Source organism: Pseudomonas sp. A-R-19 (assembly GCF_019956575.1).
Lineage (GTDB): Bacteria > Pseudomonadota > Gammaproteobacteria > Pseudomonadales > Pseudomonadaceae > Aquipseudomonas.
Map to the genome: position 1 here is coordinate 115,140 of NZ_JAHBDR010000082.1, position 19,539 is coordinate 134,678.

Annotated in this window: 17 protein-coding genes; 9 read left to right on the forward strand and 8 right to left on the reverse strand. The window is 61.1% G+C overall.

Features of this window, described 5'->3' with window-relative positions; translation table 11 throughout:
- Positions 1 to 28 precede the first annotated feature (28 nt).
- Positions 29 to 1,288, forward strand: a complete 1,260-nt coding sequence (locus KGA88_RS23720) for an MFS transporter (protein ID WP_223594636.1) — start codon at positions 29 to 31, stop codon at positions 1,286 to 1,288.
- Here the strand turns inward: KGA88_RS23720 and KGA88_RS23725 are convergent.
- Positions 1,285 to 1,836, reverse strand: a complete 552-nt coding sequence (locus tag KGA88_RS23725) for a DJ-1 family glyoxalase III (protein ID WP_223594637.1) — start codon at positions 1,834 to 1,836, stop codon at positions 1,285 to 1,287. The genes KGA88_RS23720 and KGA88_RS23725 overlap by 4 nt on opposite strands.
- Before the next feature lie 68 nt (positions 1,837 to 1,904).
- The gene (locus KGA88_RS23730) at positions 1,905 to 2,351 is read right to left on the reverse strand and encodes a DUF4879 domain-containing protein (RefSeq protein WP_223594638.1); all 447 of its coding nucleotides are present in this window, start codon (positions 2,349 to 2,351) and stop codon (positions 1,905 to 1,907) included.
- Between the two features lie 223 nt (positions 2,352 to 2,574).
- On the opposite strand from KGA88_RS23730, the gene KGA88_RS23735 reads away from it, so the two are divergent.
- From KGA88_RS23735 to KGA88_RS23755, 5 genes are all read left to right on the forward strand, one after another.
- Positions 2,575 to 3,870 carry an NCS2 family permease gene (locus KGA88_RS23735; RefSeq protein ID WP_110657148.1) on the forward strand — a complete coding sequence of 432 codons (1,296 nt, stop codon included), beginning with the start codon at positions 2,575 to 2,577 and terminating at the stop codon, positions 3,868 to 3,870.
- On the forward strand, positions 3,867 to 4,946 hold the full coding sequence (trmA, locus tag KGA88_RS23740; protein ID WP_110657150.1) for a tRNA (uridine(54)-C5)-methyltransferase TrmA: 1,080 nt from the start codon (positions 3,867 to 3,869) through the stop codon (positions 4,944 to 4,946). Before KGA88_RS23735 ends, trmA begins: the two co-directional genes overlap by 4 nt.
- Before the next feature lie 113 nt (positions 4,947 to 5,059).
- Positions 5,060 to 5,971: a LysR family transcriptional regulator gene (locus KGA88_RS23745; protein WP_223594639.1), complete on the forward strand. Its 912-nt coding sequence runs from the start codon at positions 5,060 to 5,062 to the stop codon at positions 5,969 to 5,971.
- Positions 5,972 to 6,110: 139 nt separating this feature from the next.
- A complete protein-coding gene (aroQ, locus tag KGA88_RS23750) occupies positions 6,111 to 6,551 on the forward strand; it encodes a type II 3-dehydroquinate dehydratase (RefSeq protein ID WP_223594640.1) in 441 nt (146 codons plus the stop codon).
- Positions 6,552 to 6,556: 5 nt separating this feature from the next.
- Entirely contained in the window at positions 6,557 to 7,411 is an 855-nt protein-coding gene (locus KGA88_RS23755) for a shikimate dehydrogenase (RefSeq protein ID WP_223594642.1), read from the forward strand.
- A 94-nt stretch (positions 7,412 to 7,505) separates the two neighbouring features.
- Here the strand turns inward: KGA88_RS23755 and KGA88_RS23760 are convergent, their stop codons facing one another.
- Both KGA88_RS23760 and quiC read right to left on the reverse strand, forming a co-directional pair.
- The gene (locus KGA88_RS23760) at positions 7,506 to 8,183 is read right to left on the reverse strand and encodes a TetR family transcriptional regulator (RefSeq protein ID WP_110661701.1); all 678 of its coding nucleotides are present in this window, start codon (positions 8,181 to 8,183) and stop codon (positions 7,506 to 7,508) included.
- A 102-nt stretch (positions 8,184 to 8,285) separates the two neighbouring features.
- Positions 8,286 to 10,187: a 3-dehydroshikimate dehydratase QuiC gene (gene quiC, locus KGA88_RS23765; RefSeq protein WP_110661700.1), complete on the reverse strand. Its 1,902-nt coding sequence runs from the start codon at positions 10,185 to 10,187 to the stop codon at positions 8,286 to 8,288.
- Positions 10,188 to 10,534: 347 nt separating this feature from the next.
- On the opposite strand from quiC, the gene KGA88_RS23770 reads away from it, so the two are divergent.
- Positions 10,535 to 11,872: an MFS transporter gene (locus KGA88_RS23770; protein ID WP_411740865.1), complete on the forward strand. Its 1,338-nt coding sequence runs from the start codon at positions 10,535 to 10,537 to the stop codon at positions 11,870 to 11,872.
- An 894-nt stretch (positions 11,873 to 12,766) separates the two neighbouring features.
- Here KGA88_RS23770 and KGA88_RS23775 read toward each other — a convergent pair.
- From KGA88_RS23775 to KGA88_RS23790, 4 genes are all read right to left on the reverse strand, one after another.
- Positions 12,767 to 13,648: a DMT family transporter gene (locus KGA88_RS23775; RefSeq protein WP_223594643.1), complete on the reverse strand. Its 882-nt coding sequence runs from the start codon at positions 13,646 to 13,648 to the stop codon at positions 12,767 to 12,769.
- Positions 13,649 to 13,803: 155 nt separating this feature from the next.
- Positions 13,804 to 14,619, reverse strand: coding sequence for a sugar phosphate isomerase/epimerase family protein (locus KGA88_RS23780; RefSeq protein WP_223594644.1), 816 nt, complete (start codon positions 14,617 to 14,619; stop codon positions 13,804 to 13,806).
- A 2-nt stretch (positions 14,620 to 14,621) separates the two neighbouring features.
- Entirely contained in the window at positions 14,622 to 15,677 is a 1,056-nt protein-coding gene (locus tag KGA88_RS23785; RefSeq protein WP_223594645.1) for a Gfo/Idh/MocA family protein, read from the reverse strand.
- A 254-nt stretch (positions 15,678 to 15,931) separates the two neighbouring features.
- The gene (locus tag KGA88_RS23790) at positions 15,932 to 16,708 is read right to left on the reverse strand and encodes an IclR family transcriptional regulator (protein WP_223594647.1); all 777 of its coding nucleotides are present in this window, start codon (positions 16,706 to 16,708) and stop codon (positions 15,932 to 15,934) included.
- Between the two features lie 175 nt (positions 16,709 to 16,883).
- Between KGA88_RS23790 and KGA88_RS23795 the strand changes: the two genes are divergently transcribed.
- Together KGA88_RS23795 and KGA88_RS23800 are read left to right on the forward strand one after the other, a co-directional pair.
- Positions 16,884 to 18,632, forward strand: coding sequence for an FAD-dependent oxidoreductase (locus tag KGA88_RS23795; protein ID WP_223594648.1), 1,749 nt, complete (start codon positions 16,884 to 16,886; stop codon positions 18,630 to 18,632).
- Positions 18,616 to 19,449 (forward strand): aldo/keto reductase, encoded by an 834-nt coding sequence (locus KGA88_RS23800; RefSeq protein ID WP_223594649.1) that lies wholly within the window; start codon positions 18,616 to 18,618, stop codon positions 19,447 to 19,449. The genes KGA88_RS23795 and KGA88_RS23800 overlap by 17 nt, the downstream gene beginning before the upstream one ends.
- Positions 19,450 to 19,539 lie beyond the last annotated feature (90 nt).

The following is a 19,539-nucleotide window of genomic DNA, read 5'->3' on the forward strand; positions in this document are numbered from 1 at the left end:
CTTCCCCTTTCCCCAGATTTCCCCGCAGATGCCCAGCCAAGAGCCGTTGCTGTTACGTCACCATCGCCCTTTTCTCGCGTTCTGGCTGGCCCGGGTCTTTACCGCCAGCGGCTTCCAGATGCTCACCGTGGCCATCGGCTGGAACCTGTATCAGTTGACCGGCAACGTGCTCGACCTGGGTCTGGTCGGCCTGGTCGAGTTCGCCCCGCGCGTGCTGTTCATGCTGCACACCGGGCACGTCGCCGATCGCTATGACCGGCGCAAGGTGGCGGCGATCTGCCAGTTCTTGCAGGCATTGATCGCCCTGTCGCTGGCCATCGGCAGCGCGACCGATCATGTCACCCGGGAAATGATTTTCATCCTGGCCTTCCTGCTCGGTGCCGCCCGTTCCTTTGAGATGCCGACCACCCAGGCCCTGCTGCCAAGCATCGTGCCCAGCGCGCTGTTTCCCCGTGCGGTGGCTGCCGCGCAATCGGCCCAGCAATCGGCCACCATCGTCGCTCCGGCCCTTGGCGGTTTGCTCTACGCCTTCGGCAGCGTCTGGGTGTATGGCCCGACGGTGCTGCTGTATGTCATCGCCTGTTCGCTGATGCTCAACCTGCCAGCTCGGCAAACCCCGCTGAACAAGGGCAAGGCCACGTTGGATTCACTGCTGGCGGGCATTCGCTTCATCCGCAGTCGTCCGGACATTCTCGGGGCAATCTCCCTCGATCTGTTTGCGGTGCTATTGGGCGGTGCGACGGCGTTGCTGCCGGTGTTCGCCAAGGACATCCTGCTGACCGGCCCATGGGGGCTGGGTCTGTTGCGTTCGGCACCGGCGGTGGGTGCGCTGCTGATGTCGCTGTTCCTGGCGCGGTTTGCCGTGGAGCGCAACGTCGGGCGTGTGATGTTCACCGCCGTGGGTATTTTCGGCGTGGCAACCATCGCCTTCGGCCTGTCGACCTCGTTCTGGTTTTCCCTGGCGGTGCTGGTGGTGTTGGGTGCGGCAGACATGATCAGCATGGTGATCCGCGCCTCGTTCGTGCAACTGGAGACCCCGGACGAAATGCGCGGCCGGGTCAGCGCCGTGAACGGTCTGTTCATCGGTGCTTCGAACCAGTTGGGTGAATTCGAATCGGGCCTGACTGCCCACTGGTTCGGCACCGTGCCAGCCGTGGTCATGGGCGGGATCGGCACGCTGGTGGTGACCGGAGTGTGGGTAAAACTGTTCCCGACACTGGCCAGCCGCGATCGCATGCACGTGGCTAAAGATGAAGAGAAGGAAGAAGCGAAAGTCCAGGCAGGCTAAACCAGCAACTCCCCCGCTACCGCCATACGCGTGGCCTTACCGCAGAGTTGCTCCACCAGCGCCAGGGCAAATGCCAACGCAGCAGCCGAGCCCTGGGCGGTGATGCAATTGCCGTCGACCACCACCGGTTGATCGACGAAGTTACAGCCCAACAGTTGATGGCTGGCCGAGGGCAGGCAAGTCATGCGCCTTTGACGCAATACGCCAAAGGCTTGCAGCGCCATGGCGGGCGCTTCGGCAATGCCGGCGAACAGGCGCCCGGCCGCCGCCTGATCCTTGATCAATTGTTGCAGGGGTTGGTGCGCTGCCAGGTGCTGCGAACCCACCGCGCCACCGGGCAAGGCAATCAGGTCGAAGGGTTGCGCCAGCAAGTCCACCAGCATCGCATCGGACGTCAGCCGAGTGCCGCGGGCGCAGGTGAGCATGCGCCGACCTTCGATACTGGCCACCACCACTTCTATCTTGGCGCGGCGCAATACGTCGATCAGGGTCACGGTCTGCAGGTCGTCGGTGCCCTCGGCAAGGGCAATCAAGGCTCTAAAGGTCATCAGGTTTTGTCCACAGAATGATCTTTTAAGCGTAGTCAGCTTTCCTGCCCCTTGTTCGAGACCTGTGGCTACTTGATGTAAAGCTGCGTCGACATCGTATTGCCGGGCGCATTGATCGAGGTATTGCTGAAGGTCAACGTGCCTTCCTGCTTGCCCGCCAGGTCAAGGGCGTACAAATAGCCGACGGTTTTTTCCCCGGGGGTGCAACTGGTCAGGTTGCCGTTCTTGAACGCGCAGACCGGCGTGCGAGTGCCGTTCACTTCAAAACCGTCCAGGGCGACATGGGCCTCACGCCCGTAACCCACTTCCAGCACGTACACGGTGATGTTCGGGCCGTTGTGATCGCAGCGCGTCTGGGTTTGCCCTTCATCGATGTTCTCGACACCACAGGAAGGCGACGCAACTTTGAGTACTTTCAATTGCGTCAGTGGCGGGGCCGATGCCGCCGTGGCCGTTTGTGCCCCGAGCAACAGCGCCATCAATACGCTGAACACGCTAACCAGACGCCTTTTCATGCAGGACCCATCCACCCCAAAAAACCAGCGCGCAGTATGGCGCACTTGGCTTTGGCGCAAAACATCGACGACGATCACCGCCATAAGCAGCCATATTCCCAAGCTACTGGTATGATGCGCGGCTTTTTCCGGCCCACAGTAATTTCCAGGCGCGTTCTGCTGCCTGTGCTTTGCTGTTGAGGTCGATACATTCACGGCGCCCGGCGCGCCACGGGGAGCAGACATGCTGGAAAGGCTGTTTCAACTCAAGGCACACAACACCAACGTGCGGACCGAGATTCTGGCGGGCGTCACGACCTTTTTGGCCATGGCCTACATTCTGTTCGTCAACCCGAGCATCCTCGGCGAGACCGGCATGGACAAGGGCGCAGTGTTTGTCGCCACCTGCCTGGCCGCCGCCATCGGCTCCACGGTCATGGGCCTGATCGCCAACTACCCGATCGCCCTCGCACCGGGCATGGGCCTGAACGCCTTCTTTACCTACACCGTAGTCCTGCACATGGGCCACACCTGGCAAGTGGCACTGGGGGCGGTGTTCATCTCGGCGGTGTGCTTCTTCCTGCTGTCGATCTTCCGCATCCGTGAATGGATCATCAACAGCATCCCGCTACCGCTGCGCTCGGCGATTGCTGCGGGTATCGGCCTGTTCCTGGCGTTGATCGCCCTGCACAACGCAGGCATCGTGGTCAGCAACCCGGCGACCATGGTCGGCCTCGGTGACCTGAAACAACCGGCACCAATCCTCGCCACCCTCGGCTTTGCCCTGATCGTCGCGCTTGAAGCACTTGCTGTGCGCGGTGCGGTGCTGATCGGCATCCTGGTGGTGACCATCATTTCCATCGTGATGGGCTTCACCCCGTTCGGCGGCGTGATGTCGATGCCGCCGTCGCTGGCCCCGACTTTCCTGCAACTGGACATCAAGGGTGCGCTGGACATCGGTCTGGTCAGCGTGATTTTCGCCTTCCTGTTCGTCGATCTGTTCGACAACTCCGGCACTCTGATCGGCGTCGCCAAGCGCGCCGGCCTGATGGGCAAGGACGGCCATATGCCGAAAATGGGCCGCGCGCTGATCGCCGACAGCACCGCCGCCATGGCCGGTTCCCTGCTGGGTACCTCGACCACCACCAGCTACATCGAATCCGCAGCCGGCGTGAGTGCCGGTGGCCGCACCGGCCTGACCGCCGTCGTGGTGGCGATCCTGTTCCTGCTGGCGCTGTTCTTCTCGCCACTGGCCGCCAGCGTTCCGGCCTTCGCCACAGCGCCGGCCCTGCTGTTCGTCGCCGTGCTGATGACATCCGGCCTGGCCGAAATAGACTGGGACGACATTACCGTCGCCGCGCCGGTGGTGATCACCGCGCTGGCAATGCCGTTCACTTATTCCATCGCCAATGGCATCGCCTTCGGTTTCATTTCCTGGACCGCCATCAAGCTGATGTCCGGTCGTGGCCGTGAGCTGAACCCGGCGCTGGTGATCCTGTCGATTCTGTTCGTGATCAAGCTGGGTTGGTTCAACGCATGACTTTTGATTCCCAGGCCTACGCCGTTCAGCTCGAAGAAAAGGTCACGCGTCTGCGTGACCTGCTGGCCCCGTTCGATGCACCGGAACCCGCCGTTTTCGATTCGCCGCTGAAAAACTTCCGCCTGCGCGCCGAATTCCGCCTGTGGCGCGAGGCCGGCGAGCGTCACTACGCGATGTTTTCCCAGGAAGACAAGCGCACGCCAATCCTGATCGAAGAGTTTCCGATTGCCAGCTTGCGCATCAACCAGTTGATGCCGCAGCTCAAGGCCGCCTGGCAAGCCAGCGCGCCCCTGAGCCACAAGCTGTTCCAGGTGGAGTTCCTGACCACCCTGGCTGGCGACGCGATGATCACCCTGTGCTATCACCGCCCGCTGGACGAGCACTGGCATGCGGCGGCGTCGAAACTGGCAACGGACCTGAACGTCAGCGTCATCGGCCGCTCCAAGGGCAAGCGCGAAGTCATCGGTCACGATTACGTGGTCGAGAAGCTGGAAGTCGGCGGCCGCACCTTCAGCTATCGCCAGCCTGAAGGCGCGTTCACCCAGCCCAACGGCACGGTGAACCAGAAGATGCTCAACTGGGCATACGATGCGCTTGGCGATCGCTCCGATGATTTGCTGGAGCTGTATTGCGGCAACGGCAACTTCACCCTGCCGCTCGCCACCCGCGTGCGCAAAGTGCTGGCCACCGAAATCAGCAAGACATCGGTCAACGCGGCCTTGAGCAATCTCAGCGAAAACGCGGTGGATAACGTCACCTTGGTGCGTTTGTCCGCCGAAGAGCTGACCGAAGCCCTGAACGAAGTGCGCCCGTTCCGGCGCCTGCACGGCATCGATCTCAAGAGCTACGAGTTCGGCAGCGTGTTCGTCGACCCGCCTCGCGCCGGCATGGACCCGGACACCTGCGAGCTGACCCGACGCTTCGACAACATCCTGTACATCTCCTGCAATCCGGAGACCCTGGCGGCAAACATCGCCCAACTGCACGACACCCACCGCATCACCCGATGCGCGATGTTCGACCAGTTCCCGTGGACCCATCACATGGAATCCGGGGTGATGCTGACCCGGCGTTGATGGCAAACGCCACCACAAAAAAGCCGTCCTCGTGACGGTTTTTTTGTATTCGTGCGCGGGAGACTGATAAATACTGGGTCGGATACTTCATCTGATCCCCGGTGTAATCAATCATGCAGCGACAATTCGACGATCTTCAGTTGGGCAGCATCGAACTGTTTTGCCTGGCCGCCGAGGCCGGTAGCTTCACCGCTGCGGCACTGGTGGCTGGGGTGACGCCGGCAGCCGTGAGCCGTTCGGTGTCGCGCATGGAAGAACGCCTCGGTGTGCGTCTGTTTGCGCGCACCACCCGCAGCGTGAAGCTGACCGACAGTGGTCGCCGTTATTACGAGGAATGTCGCCAGGCCCTGGCGCAACTGGTCGAGGCCCAGCGCGAGGTCATGGGCCAGCAGCAAGTGCCGTCCGGAACCTTGCGCATCAGTATTCCGACCACCTACGCGCATCATCGAATCCTGCCGCTGTTGCCCGAATTCCGGGCGCGCTATCCGGCAGTGAAGGTCGAGTCGCACATCAGTAATCGCAACATCGATTTCGTCGGCGAAGGCTACGACATGGCGATTCGGGTGCGAGCCATCCCGGACTCCGGCCTGATCGCCCGACAACTGGAAGATGCCGCCCTGGTGCTGATCGCCAGCCCGGATTACCTGAAACGGGCCGGCACTCCACAAACCCTGGGCGACCTCGAACACCACGAATGCATTCAGTACGAACTGCCCAGCAGCGGCCGGCGCATTGCCTGGTTGTTCAATGATGAAGGCGTACCCCGGGAGATTCTGGCCGAGGGCAACCTCAGTTGTTCCGATGATGTACTGGGCGGGGTGACGCTGGCCAAACACGGGGCGGGGTTGTTTCAGACCTATCGCTTTATCGTTGAAAAGGAACTGGCCGACGGCTCGCTGGTGGAAGTGCTCAAGCCCTATGGCGGGCGCTCGCGGCCATTCACGCTGCTGTACCCGCAAAGTCGCCACATGCCGTTGCGCCTGAGGGCGTTCATCGATTTTCTGGTGGAGCATTTGCCGCGCTGACAGCGAAAGTGTCCGATCACCGCCCACAAAGCGCCCGCGTGCCGTCTCTCCAATTGACCGTATTAACCAGTTAGTACAATTTATCCCCACAGGCCGGGAACCTCGGCCAATTCCAAAAATAATAAGTGGAGAGATTCCGATGTCCCCTATCGTTCTGGTGCTCAACGGCCCGAATCTGAACCTGCTCGGCACCCGTGAACCGGCGACTTACGGCCACGAAACCCTGGCAGACATTTCGTCCCTGTGCGCACGTACCGCCGAAGAGTTCGGCCTGGCAGTGGAGTTTCGCCAGACCAACCATGAAGGCGAACTGCTCGACTGGATTCACGGCGCCCGTGGCCGCTGTGCCGGGATCTTGATCAACCCGGCCGCGTGGACCCACACCTCCGTCGCCATTCGCGACGCCCTGGTCGCCAGCGAACTGCCGGTGATCGAAGTCCACCTGTCCAACGTCCACGCCCGCGAGCCCTTCCGCCACCACTCGTTCGTTTCCGCCATCGCAACTGCCGTGATGGCCGGTTTCGGCAGTCATGGCTATCGCCTGGCACTGGAACACTTCAGCCAACGTTTGAAGGGGTGATCGCCGTGACTCAGAACCACGCGGTACTGGCCGGGCTGATCGGCGCCGGCATCCAGGCTTCCCGCACGCCGGCGCTGCACGAGCACGAAGGCGACGCCCAAGGGCTGCGCTACCTGTATCGCCTGATTGATCTTGATCAGTTGAAACTCGACAGCAACGCCCTGCCCGACCTGTTGATGGCTGCCGAGCGCATGCATTTCACCGGGCTGAACATCACCTTTCCATGCAAGCAGGCGATCATCCCGCTGCTCGACGAACTCTCGCCGGAGGCGCGCGGTATCGGTGCGGTCAACACGGTGGTGCTCAAGGATGGCAAACGCATCGGCCACAACACCGATTGCCTGGGCTTTGCCGAGGGTTTTCGTCGGGGCTTGAAGGGCGTTGCCATTGAGCGTGTCGTACAAATGGGCGCTGGCGGCGCAGGTGCGGCGGTGGCCCACGCGTTGTTGAGTGAAGGCGTACAACAGCTGAGCATTTTCGATGTGGACATCCACCGCGCACAGGATCTGGCCGACAACCTCAATCAGCATTTCAATGCCGGTCGGGCGGTGGCCGGGCATGACCTGCCCAGCGCCATGGCCCAGGCTGACGGCCTGGTGAACACCACGCCGATGGGCATGAAAAAGCTGCCGGGCATGCCGGTGCCGGTGGAGTTGCTGCGCGCCGAATTGTGGGTGGCGGAGATCGTTTACTTCCCGCTGGAAACCGAACTGCTGCGCAACGCCCGCGCCCTCGGTTGCCGGACGCTGGACGGCGGCAACATGGCGGTGTTTCAGGCGGTGAAGGCGTTCGAGTTGTTCAGCGGCGTGGTACCGGATGCCCAGCGGATGCTTGAGCATTTCCAGAGCATGAATGGCTGACGCGACTTGTAGGAGCCGGCTTGCTGGCGATGGCGATCATGCAGACGCGATCGCCAGCAAGCCGGCTCCTACAAAGGCGATTCACACAGCTGTATCAGGCTTGCAGGTAGCGCAACACCGACTCGCAAATCATCTCGCGATGACGCTGCTTGATGCGTTCGTCCGGCAGGTCGATCTGAAAAATCTCACCAAATGTATGGCGGTTCGAGACGCGATAGAAGCAAAACGAACTGATCAGCAAATGCACATCCAGCGGATCAAGCCCGGTACGGAACAGCCCCTGCTCGGCGCCGCGACGCAGAATCTCGCCCAGTGAATCGAGGATGGTGTTGTTCATCGCCTTGATCGCATCGGAGCGCTTCACATACTCGGCGTTGTGAATGTTCTCGATACTGACGATGCGCACGAAATCGACGTTGCGATCATGGTGGTCGAAGGTGAACTCCACCAACCGCCGAATGGCTTCGATCGGCGCCAACTCCGCCAGGTGCAGGCGATTTTCGGTGTTGCGGATATCGCCGTAGAGTTTCTCCAGCACCTCGACGTAGAGCTGCTCCTTACTGCCGAAGTAGTAATAGATCATGCGCTTGGAGGTGTGGATGCGCTCGGCGATGGCATCGACACGAGCACCGGAAAGCCCCTGCTGGACGAATTCGACGATCGCCTCCTGCAGGATGTTCTCGCGGGTCTTTTCCGGGTTGTTCTTGCGACTCTTGCGCGGCTCTACACCTGGTTCTACGGAAGCTGCGGGGAGTTCTGAGGTCATTGTCATTGCGGGCTCACGGCCATCACTGCACAGGCTGGCGATTATGGGCCGCGCGACACGGTGAGGGAACCCGCGCAGCCCACGTTTAATCCCGCGTTTACGAATTTCCTACAACTTCGCCTGACGCAATGCGCCGCTGCGGGATTTGGCCATGGCCGCCAGGCGCACCGCGACGTTGGCCGCGCCGTAGCCGGCATAACCATTTTTACGCTGGATGATCTCGAAGAAGAATCGCCCCTCGAACGGCTCGGTGTACACATGAAACAGCTCACCGCCCTGGGCGTCGCGATCGTACAACACATTGTAGTAGGCCAGTTCGCTGAGGAACTCGTCGTCGAAGTCGAACCGCGCCGCCAGGTCATCGTAGTAGTTGAGCGGGATATCCAGCAGCGGCACACCCGCCTCTTTTGCACGGCTGACCTGGGCAAAGATGTCATCGCAATCAAACGCGATGTGATGCACACCGGAGCCGCGATAACTCGACAGCGCGTGTGAGATCGCGGTGTTGCGGTTCTCGGAAATGTTCAGCGGCAGGCGGATCGAACTGTCGCGGCTGCGCAAGGCACGGCTCTTCACCAGACCATAAGGATCCGGTAGCACGACTTCATCGTCCGCCGCGAAATCCAGCAGGCTCTTATAGAACAGCACCCAGCTGTCAAGGCTGTCGGCCGGCAGCGCCATGGCCATGTGGTCGATGCGCTTGAGGCCACCGCTGACTGGCGCATCCGCCAGCAGATTGAAGTCGGTGCCGTAGACGTCGGCATCCTGGTCCACCAGATAAATCAGGCTGCCATCCGGCGCACGCACAGCGGCGAGTTCCAGTTCATTGGGGCCGACCAGTCCGCGATAGGGCTGGCCCTTGTAGGCCACGGCACGGGCCAATGCGCTCGCGCTGTCCTTGACCCGCACGGCGGTGGCGCACAACGACGGACCGTGGGCTTCGAAAAAGCTGTGGCCGAAGGAGTAAGGCTCTGAGTTGAGGATCAGGTTGATATCGCCCTGGCGCAGCAGGCTGACGCTCTTGGACCGATGCTGCCCGGCCTTGACGAAGCCCAGTCGTTCCAGCCAATGGGAGAGCTTGGCCCCGAGGCTTTCGTCCACGGCAAACTCGAGAAATTCGATGCCGTTGTACTCACTGGCCTTGGGCGTTTCGAACAGAATCTCGGGGTTGGCCGCAGGCTTGGTCTCCTGCGCCAGACGCTCGCGGGTTTTCTCTTCCAGATACAGCAGCGAACGCAAACCGTCGGCGGCGTTGGCTCGCGGCGGCGCGGCGCGGAAACCGTCGTTGAAAATTTCCAGCGACAATGGCCCGGTGTAGCCGCTCTTGATGATTGGCGCGAGGAACCCCGGCAAGTCGAATTCACCCTGGCCCGGGAAGCAGCGAAAATGCCGGCTCCACTCCAGCACGTCCATGGCCAGGATCGGCGCGTCGGCCATTTGCACGAAGAAAATCTTGTCGCCGGGAATCTCGGCGATGGCACTTGGATCACCCTTGAGCGACAAGGTGTGAAAACTGTCCAACAGCACGCCAAGGCTTGGGTGATCGGCCTGGCGCACGATGTTCCACACCTGTTGATAGGTGTTCACATGCCGGCCCCAGGCCAGCGCTTCGTAACCGATGCGCAGGCCGCGTGCCCCGGCGTGCTCAGCCAGCAGTCGCAGATCGTCGACCAGAATCTGTTCATCACCGATGGACTCGGCCGAGGCGTTGCTGCACACCAGCACCAGGTCGGTGCCCAGTTCCTGCATCAGGTCGAATTTGCGCTCGGCGCGCTCCAGGTTGCGCGACAGCCGGTCACGTCGACAGCCTTCGAAATCACGGAACGGTTGAAACAGGGTGATGGCGATCCCGAGATCGGCGCACATCTGTTTAATTTCCCGCGGGCTGCCGTCGTAGTAGAGAAGGTCGTTTTCGAAAATCTCGACGCCGTCGAACCCGGCGGCGGCAATGGCTTCGAGTTTTTCCGGCAGGGTACCGCTCAAGGATACGGTGGCAATGGAACGCTGCATATTTCGACTCCCGGTGGTGGAGGCAATCTTGTTAGGGACATCGCACGCTTTTGCAGGAGCCCGGCTCGCCGGCGATGGCGATCTCGCGGACGCTATCGCCGGCAAGCCGGGCTCCTACAGGGATCGTGTTTAGCTTTGAGTGAATTATTGGCTGCGCGATCCCACACAGCAATTTAAAGTGTACTACCCAGTTAGTTTTGTGTTCGATTATCGAACAAAATGGTAGTTGGCGAATTGACGATTTTTTGTCCACTGCCCAACATCGACCACACATTGAGTCCGAACTCGCAGCACCGGCCGCGATGTCCAAAACACCAAATAACAAATTCAAAAAACGGGTGGTACATATGCTTCCTTCCCAAAGCTCACGCATGGCTCCGGCCATGAGCGTCACTGCCGGCGGTATCGGCGACAAAATCCGCGGCGCCATGGCAGTCGGCAAAACCCGTTGGGGCATGCTGGCGCTGGTGTTCTTCGCCACCACCCTCAACTACATCGACCGCGCCGCCCTGGGCGTGATGCAACCCATCCTGGCCAAGGAAATGAGCTGGACGGCGATGGACTACGCCAACATCAACTTCTGGTTCCAGGTCGGCTACGCCATCGGTTTCGTATTGCAGGGCCGCCTGATCGACCGGGTCGGCGTCAAACGCGTGTTCTTCTGCGCCGTGCTGCTCTGGAGCCTGGCGACCGGCGCCCATGGCCTGGCCACTTCGGCGGTCGGCTTCATGGTCTGCCGCTTCATCCTCGGCCTGACCGAAGCCGCGAACTACCCGGCTTGCGTGAAAACCACGCGCCTGTGGTTCCCGGCCGGCGAGCGCGCCGTGGCCACCGGCATTTTCAACGCTGGCACCAACGTCGGTGCGATGTTCACCCCGATGCTGCTGCCACTGATCCTGCACATCTGGGGCTGGCAAGCCGCGTTCCTGTGCATGTCGGCACTGGGCGGGATCTGGCTCGTGCTCTGGGGCCTGAAGTACTTCAACCCGGAAGACCACCCGAGCGTCAAACAGTCGGAGCTGGACTACATCCAGAATGAAGTCGAACCGGAACAAACCCGCGTGCCGTTCTCGAAAATCCTGCGCATGCGCGGCACCTGGGCCTTCGCCCTCGCCTACTCGATGACCGCCCCGGTGTTCTGGTTCTACCTGTACTGGCTACCGCCGTTCCTCAACCAGCAATACAACCTGGGCATCAACGTGACCCAGATGGGCATTCCGCTGATCATCATCTACCTCACTGCCGACTTCGGCAGCGTTGGCGGCGGCATCCTTTCCTCGTTCCTGATCGGCCGCGGCGTCAACCCGATCAAGGCGCGACTGATGTCCATGTTCCTGTTCGCCTGCTGCATCATCGGCGTGATCATGGCGGCCGGCTCCAGCAACCTGTGGGTCGCGGTGGCCGCCATCTCCCTGGCCATCGGCGCGCACCAGGCCTGGACCGCGAACATCTGGAGCCTGGTGATGGACTACACGCCCAAGCACATGATGAGTACGGTGTTCGGCTTCGGTGGCATGTGCGCGGCGATTGGCGGGATGTTCATGACCCAGTTGGTCGGCCATATCCTGACCGTCACCAACAACAACTACACAGTGCTGTTCACCCTGATCCCGGCGATGTACTTCATCGCGCTGACCTGGATGTACTTCATGGCACCCCGCAAGATTCCGCAAGTAGAAGGCTGATGTTCCCTCGGCGCAGGCCCGATCACGGGCCTGCGTTTTTTTTGGTTCTTTCACTGTTCCTTTTCGACCGGACGCAGTCTCGTAGGAGTTGGCTTGCCAGCGATGGTCGTTAACGAAAACGCGTATGAACTGGATAAACGCGGCGCACTTGAGTCCATCGCCAGCAAGCCGGCTCCTACAGTTTGGCGTTCACACTATTTCGACTGGAACGCGGTCCCTTGTAGGAGCTGGCTTGCCAGCGATGGTCGTTAACGATGACGCGTATGCACTGGATAAACGCAGCGCACTTGAGTCCATCGCCAGCAAGCCGGCTCCTACAGTTTGGTGTTCACACTATTTCGACTGGAACGCGGTCCCTTGTAGGAGCTGGCTTGCCAGCGATGGTCGTTAACGGAAACGCGCATGAACTGGATAAACGCGGCGCACTGGAGTCCATCGCCAGCAAGCCGGCTCCTACAGTTTGATGTTCACATCATGTCGACTCGGACGCGGTGTTTTGTAGGAGCTGGCTTGCCAGCGATGGTCGTTAACGATGACGCGTATGAATTGGATAAACGCGGCGCACTGGAGTCCATCGCCAGCAAGCCGGCTCCTACAGTTTGGTGTTCACACTATTTCGACTGGAACGCGGTCCCTTGTAGGAGCTGGCTTGCCAGCGATGGTCGTTAACGAAAACGCGCATGAACTGGATAAACGCGGCGCACTTGAGTCCGCCGCCAGCAAGCCGGCTCCTACAGTTTGGTGTTCACACTATTTCGACTCGGGCGCGGTCCCTTGTAGGAGCTGGCTTGCCAGCGATGGTCGTTAACGATGACGCGTGTGAACCGGATAAACGCGGCGCACTGGAGTCCATCGCCAGCAAGCCGGCTCCTACGATTTCCCAGGACTTCCTGATTAACCTTTGCGGCTTTGCTGCCAGGCCGCGGCCAACCCGCTGCAGCAGATCACGGCAATACCGAGCACGGTGGTCAGTGTCGGCGTGTGGGAAAACAGCAGCCAGCCCAGCAGACCCGCGAAGATGATCTGGCAATAGCTGAACGGTGCCAGCAGTGCCGGTGCCGCGAGGCGGAAAGCCTGGGTCAGGAACAGGTGAGCCGTCATCCCGCAGGCACCCAGCGCCAGCATCATCGCGCCGTGTACCAGATTCGGCGTCTGCCAGAAGAACGGCACCAGCGCACTCATCACCAGCGTATTGCACAAGCCTGCGAAAAAGTTGCTGGTGGTTGGGCTATCGATCTCGCTGAGCTTGCGCGTCAGCAGTTGATAGAAGCAGAAAAACAATGCCGAGCAGAACGGCAGCAACACCGCCGGGGTAAACAGGTCTCCGCCTGGGTGAACGATGATCAGCACCCCGCTGAAACCGAAAATCACCGCCAGCCATTGTCCCCGCGTCACCCGCTCGCCAAGCAGCGGAACCGACAACGCGGTCACCAGCACCGGAGCGAGGAAGTTGACCGAGGTGGCCTCGGCCAGCGGGATGTACATCAGCCCCGTGGTGAAAAACAGACTGGTGCCCAGCAAACACAGCGCCCGGGTCACCTGCATTAACGGCCGTTTTGTACGCAGCACCCCCAGCCCGGACTGCGGCAGGAAAATCCCGGCCATCAACAAGGTGTGAACCACGTAACGCGCCCACACCACCATGACAATGGGATAGAAACCCGAGAGGTATTTGGAAAAGGCATCGTGGCTGGAAAACAGGAAGGTTGCGACAACGATCAGCAGGATCCCTTTGAAGGGCTGATTGACGCCGGAAAGCGGGGTGCTGACGGTCATTGGGTTTCCTTACTTGAAATCAAAAGCATCACCTGTAGGAGCGAGCTTGCTCGCGATGGTCGTCAACGATGATGATGGCCGCCTGGACAAACACGGCGCCCTCACGTCCATCGCGAGCAAGCTCGCTCCTACAAGCGAAAGGTGCGCAGCAGCACTTATAGCCGCGCCAACAATTCCCGGGTTTTATCAAGTGCCATCTGCGCCCGATCCAATCCACTCACACCCTGCTCCAGCAACTGCAGGGTGGGAATCTCCAGGCTCAACGGTATGCCAGCCGGCAAACCGCGCAACAACCCCGGCAGGTCGCAATCGCCATCACCGGGAAAACGCCGTTCGTTACGCGCCTGACGCAAGATTTCCGCCATATCGCCAGGCCGTGGCCCTGCGACGTCACACAACTGTGCATACCGTAACCGTGAGGGGGCAACTTTGACCAGTTCTTCCAACCGTGATCCAGAGCGGTCGAAGTGAAAGGCGTCGACCAACACTGCGCCGTTTTCACGCCCGGCGTTTTCCACGATACGCGCAGCTTGTTGAAGATTGCGCGCATCGGTCCAGGGCATGAACTCCAGATGCGGGTGCAGCCCATAGATTGCCGCCAGATCACAGAGCTCGGCAAAATGCTCCGTCAGCCGCTGTTCGTCAGGATCGTTACCGGCCACCAGCAATTCACTGGCGCCGAACTCGGCACCCACCGCGAGGATTTTCTCGAAATCGGCGACGACGGTTTCCGGCTTGAGCCGCAGGATTTCGACGTCCAGCACCCCAATACCGGTGTCACGCAGACGCGCCAGGGTCTGGCGCCGCAATTCGTGGTCGGCCACCAGGGAAAAATGGTGCTCCTCAGGGGTTGCCGGTACCAGGCGCAAGCCGACATGGCTGTACCCGGCCCGCGCGGCGACCTCGACCATGTCGGGCGGTGACAACTCCAGCACGGTCAGGCTGGCCAGGGAGAAGATTCGCTCGCTCATGCTCAACCCTCGATCAAGGATGGCGCGCAGGCACGCCCGGTTTCGGCGGCTTCGCGGATGGCTTCGATCAGCGCCAACGTACGCGCGGCATCGGCGGCACTCACCAGCGGCTCGACCTCCCGGCGCGCAACGCGCACGAAGTGCTGCAACTGCAAACGCAGGGCTTCATCGGCACTGAAGTTTTCCTGGGTTGCCAGCAACGGTTGATGCCAGCCGCCGTCGACTTCGTTGTAGTGCCAGCGTTTAAGCTGCGGAATGCTCAGCGCCCCACCTGTCCCGGCCAGCAGGTAGCAGGGTTGATCAGGATGACGCGGGTACACCGGGTTCTCCCCCGAATCCAGCTCCCAACTCCAGGGCGCAGCCACCGCATCGGAGCCGGTCAGGCTGCCCAGCGCACCGTTGTCGAATTGCAACAACACCGCCGCGCAATCCTCGTTGGCAAACCCGCGAATGGCGTTGCTGGTGATGGCCTGAACCTGACGCACTTCACCGCACAAATGCCGCAGCAGATCGAGGTCGTGGATCAGATTGGTCAGCAACATCCCCGCACCGGCCTCGCGGCGCCAGGGTGTTTCGAAATAGCTGTCGGGCTTGCGCAACTGCCAGAGCGCCGTGACCGTGGTCAGCCGACCCAGTGCGCCGCTGTGGACAAGTTCATGGGCGCGGACGATCAGCGGATTGTGGCGACGATGATGTCCGACCAGTACCGCAACGCCACTCGCCTTCGAGGCAGCCACCAACTCCCTGGCTTCATCCAGGTGCACGCCCACCGGTTTTTCCAGCAGTACCGGCACACCGGCCGCGAGGCAATCGAGGGCCGTGCTGACGTGCAGCGTGTTCGGGTTGGCGACGATGACGGCGTCCCGCTTCGCCTGCTCCAGCATCTGGCGATGATCGGCGAAATACGCCACATCCCATTGCGCCGCAAGTCTTGCTGCCTGTGGCCCGGGATCGGCCACGGCGCACAAGGTCGCTTCGGTCATGGATTGCAGATACTGGTAATGCTGCTGGCCCATGTTGCCAGCACCAATCAAAGCGATGCGAAGTGGCGAATTCAAGATACGGTCCTCTTGTGAATGTTATTGGAGCGATGAGTTCCAATAATTTAGAACCTGGTTCCAGATTCTCACACAGAGCCATTCTGAAAGTGTTCGAACAGCGCACAGCTTCTCAAGCTGAACGCTGTTCAAAGTGTGGGTGCAACTGTCATCACCATGACACTCCGCCATCGCTGGCAAGCCAGCTCCTACAGGGGACTGCAGGCAGACACAAATCCCGGGATAGCCCGCTCCCACAAGGGATTTCGGCGCTTTTAGTTGAACAACTCCGACGCCAGACTTGCCGCCGACAACTCCTCGGTAAACGCCAACAGCAACGGCGCCAGCTCATGCAACCTCGCCCCCGGCATCCGCGCACTCGGCCCGGCAATGCTGAGCACGCCGATCACCCGTCCATCGGCGGGATGGCGCACTACGGCCGCAATTGCCGAAGTGCCGACCGCCGAGCTCTCCTCGACCCAGGCGTAGCCCTGCTCCCGCGCCAGGCGTAGGCGTTCAAGCAATTCGATGTTCGAGCGCGGTGCGTTCGGTCCCACATGTTCCGGCACCTGCGCGCCCTGCCGTTCCACCAGCGACAAGGCTTCGGCATCGCTCATGCACGCCAGCCACGCATGCCCCGAGGCGGTGTAGAACAACGGCGCATCGCGGCCCATGTCCGGGTCGTAACGCAGACCGGAACGGGCGCCCTGGGACTTGGCGATCCAGGTCTGACGCTCGCCATCGATCACACCCAGGCGGACCAGCTCGCCGGTTTCCTGAGCCAGGCGGTCAAGCACCGGCTGCACGATGTCGGCACCGCTGCTCGACAGGTAGCGGAAACCCATCGCCACCAGTTTGGTCGAGAGGTGATAACGCAAATTGTCCGGATTCTGCCGCACGTAACCGAGACGGATCAGCTCGGCCAGCAGGCGATGAGTCGCGCTCTTGGGGATGTCCAGTTGCTCCGCCAGGGTCTGCATCGGCAGGCCACGGGGATCGCTGGTGAGGCTTTCGAGCACACTGAAAACACGTTCGATCTGACTGCCGGCCATGGTCGCTTCCACGCAAAATTTGCTCGATTCTAGAAGACAACAGCACGAATGCGAAATCTGGAACTGTGCGTTCGATAACCGCCCGCTTTACGCCCTCCAGACTTGTTTGGCTTCATCTGTTTCTTATATTTTCTGGAACTAGATTCCAAAACAATAGAACACCGGAGTTCAAACAATGCCTGCCGAAGCGCACTTCCTTCCCGACATCGACTGCGATGTGCTGATCGTTGGCTCCGGTGCGGCGGGACTGTCGGCGGCCGTGACCGCCGCGTGGCACGGGCTCAAAGTCATAGTGGTAGAAAAGGACCCGGTATTCGGCGGTGCCACGGCCTGGTCCGGGGGCTGGGCCTGGGTGCCGTGCAACCCGTTGGCCCGGCGCGCGGGCATCGTCGAAGACGTTGAACTGCCGCGCACTTACCTGAAACATGAGCTAGGCGCGCGCTTTGATCCGGCAATGATCGACGCTTTCCTGGAGGCCGGCCCGCGGATGGTGTCGTTCTTCGAACAACACACCGCGCTGCAATTCGCCGATGGCAACACCATTGCCGACATTCACGGCGACACACCCGGGGCAGGCACCGGTGGACGTTCGGTGATCGCGGCCCCTTACGACGCACGAAAAGTCGGCACGCTGCTCAAGCGTCTGCGCAAAACCATGCGGGAAACCTCGTTCATGGGCATGCCGATCATGGCGGGGGCCGATCTTACGGCCTTCCTCAACCTGACCCGTTCACTGTCGGCGGCTTGGCACGTTACGCGGCGTTTCAGCCGCCACCTGTTAGACCTCGCCGTCCATGGCCGGGCGATGCAACTGGTCAACGGCGTGGCCTTGGTGGCGCGCCTGGCGAAATCCGCCGATGACCTCGGCGTGCTGCTCTGGGAATCAGCGCCCGTGACCCGATTGCTGCGCGAAAATGATCGGGTACGAGGTGCCGTGGTCATCACCGCCAAGGGCTCGGTGCGCATCCATTCACGCAAGGCCGTGGTGCTCGCAGCAGGTGGTTTCGCCAATGACATCGCACGCCGCAAGGCACTGTTCCCCCGCACACCGACCGGGCATGAGCACCTGGCCTTGCCGCCCCTCGGCGTTTGCGGGGATGGCCTGCGCCTGGGCGAAAGTGCCGGTGCCCGGGTGAATACCGACATGGCGTCGACCGCCGCCTGGGCGCCGGTATCACAAGTGCCTCACCGCGACGGCAGCACGGGACATTTCCCGCACATCATCGAGCGGGGCAAACCAGGCATCATCGGTGTGCTGAGCAACGGCCAGCGCTTCGTCAATGAAGCCAACGGCTACTACGACTACGTCACGGCCATGGTCGCCGCCGCCCCGCCAGGTGAAGAGGTGGCGTCGTGGCTGATCTGCACCCACGGCTTTCAGCGTCGTTACGGCCTGGGCATCTCTCGGCCATTTCCGGTGCCGCTGTCATCCTTCATCCGCAGCGGCTATCTGAAAACCGGCAATACGCTTGAGGAATTGGCGGCAGCCTGTGGCATCGACCCGATTGGCTTGCGCAGCACCGTGTCGGATTACAACCGCCACGCGCGCAACGGCGAGGACCCGCAGTTCGGTCGTGGTTCCACGCCCTACAATCGCAAACAGGGTGACGCACTACAGCAACCCAACCCCTGCGTCGCGCCGATCGAACAAGGCCCCTTCTATGCCGTGAAAGTCCAGCCGGGCTGCTTCGGCACCTTTGCCGGGCTTCAGGTCAACGAACATGCCCAGGTCCTGGATGACTCGGCGCAGCCTATTACCGGGTTGTATGCGGCGGGCAGCGACATGGCCAGCATCATGGGCGGTCATTATCCCGCTGGCGGCATCAACCTTGGCCCGGCGCTGACCTTCGGCTACATCGCCGCGCGCCATATCGCAGGCGTCACAGCTTATGAAAAGGAGATCGACCATGCAGCACATCGTTAATGCACAGGGTTTGAATATGCCGAAACTCGGTCTCGGCACCTGGCCAATGCTCGGCGAGGAATGCACCCGTGCCGTGGAGCAGGCGCTGGCCCTGGGTTACCGGCACATCGACACGGCAGCGGCCTACAACAACGAAGACGCTGTCGGTCAGGCGCTGGCGAACAGTCCGACACCCCGCGAGCAGATCCATGTCACGACCAAAGTCTGGTGGGACCAACTGCAACCTGACGCCATGCGCCATTCCATGGACCGCAGCCTCAAGGCCTTGCGCAGCGAATACGTCGACCTGTTCATGCTCCATTGGCCAACCACCGATTGGGATTTGCCGCGCACCATCGACACCCTGGTGTCGTTCAAGGAACAAGGCCTGGCGCGTAACATCGGGGTGGCGAATTTTCCCTTGCCGCTGTTGCGCAAAGTTGTCGAAGAGCTGGGCGCACCGCTGTCAGCCATTCAGGTCGAATACCACGTACTGCTCGGACAAAACGCCCTGCTGAACTACGCCCGTCAGCACGACCTGGCATTGACCGCCTTCACACCGCTGGCGCGCAACAAGGTTTCGGGCATCCCGGCAATTCAGCAGATCGCCGCCAAACATGCTGTGCTGCCAACCCAGGTCGCGCTCAAATGGCTGCTGGATCAACCGAACGTGGCCGCGATTCCCAAGGCCAGCAGCGAGGCCAACCAGCGGGCCAACCTGGCAGCGCTCGAGGTCAGTCTGGATGACCAGGATCGTGCATTGATCGCAAGCCTCAGCAAACGCGAGCGACAGGTCAGCCCGGACTTTGCGCCGATGTGGGATGCGTTCGACCAATAACCGTGAAAAGGCCGCTTACGCTGTACGAAAGGCGTCGGCCTTACCAACCCTTACACATTTCCCCCACACGCTTTTACCAGTGCGGTTATT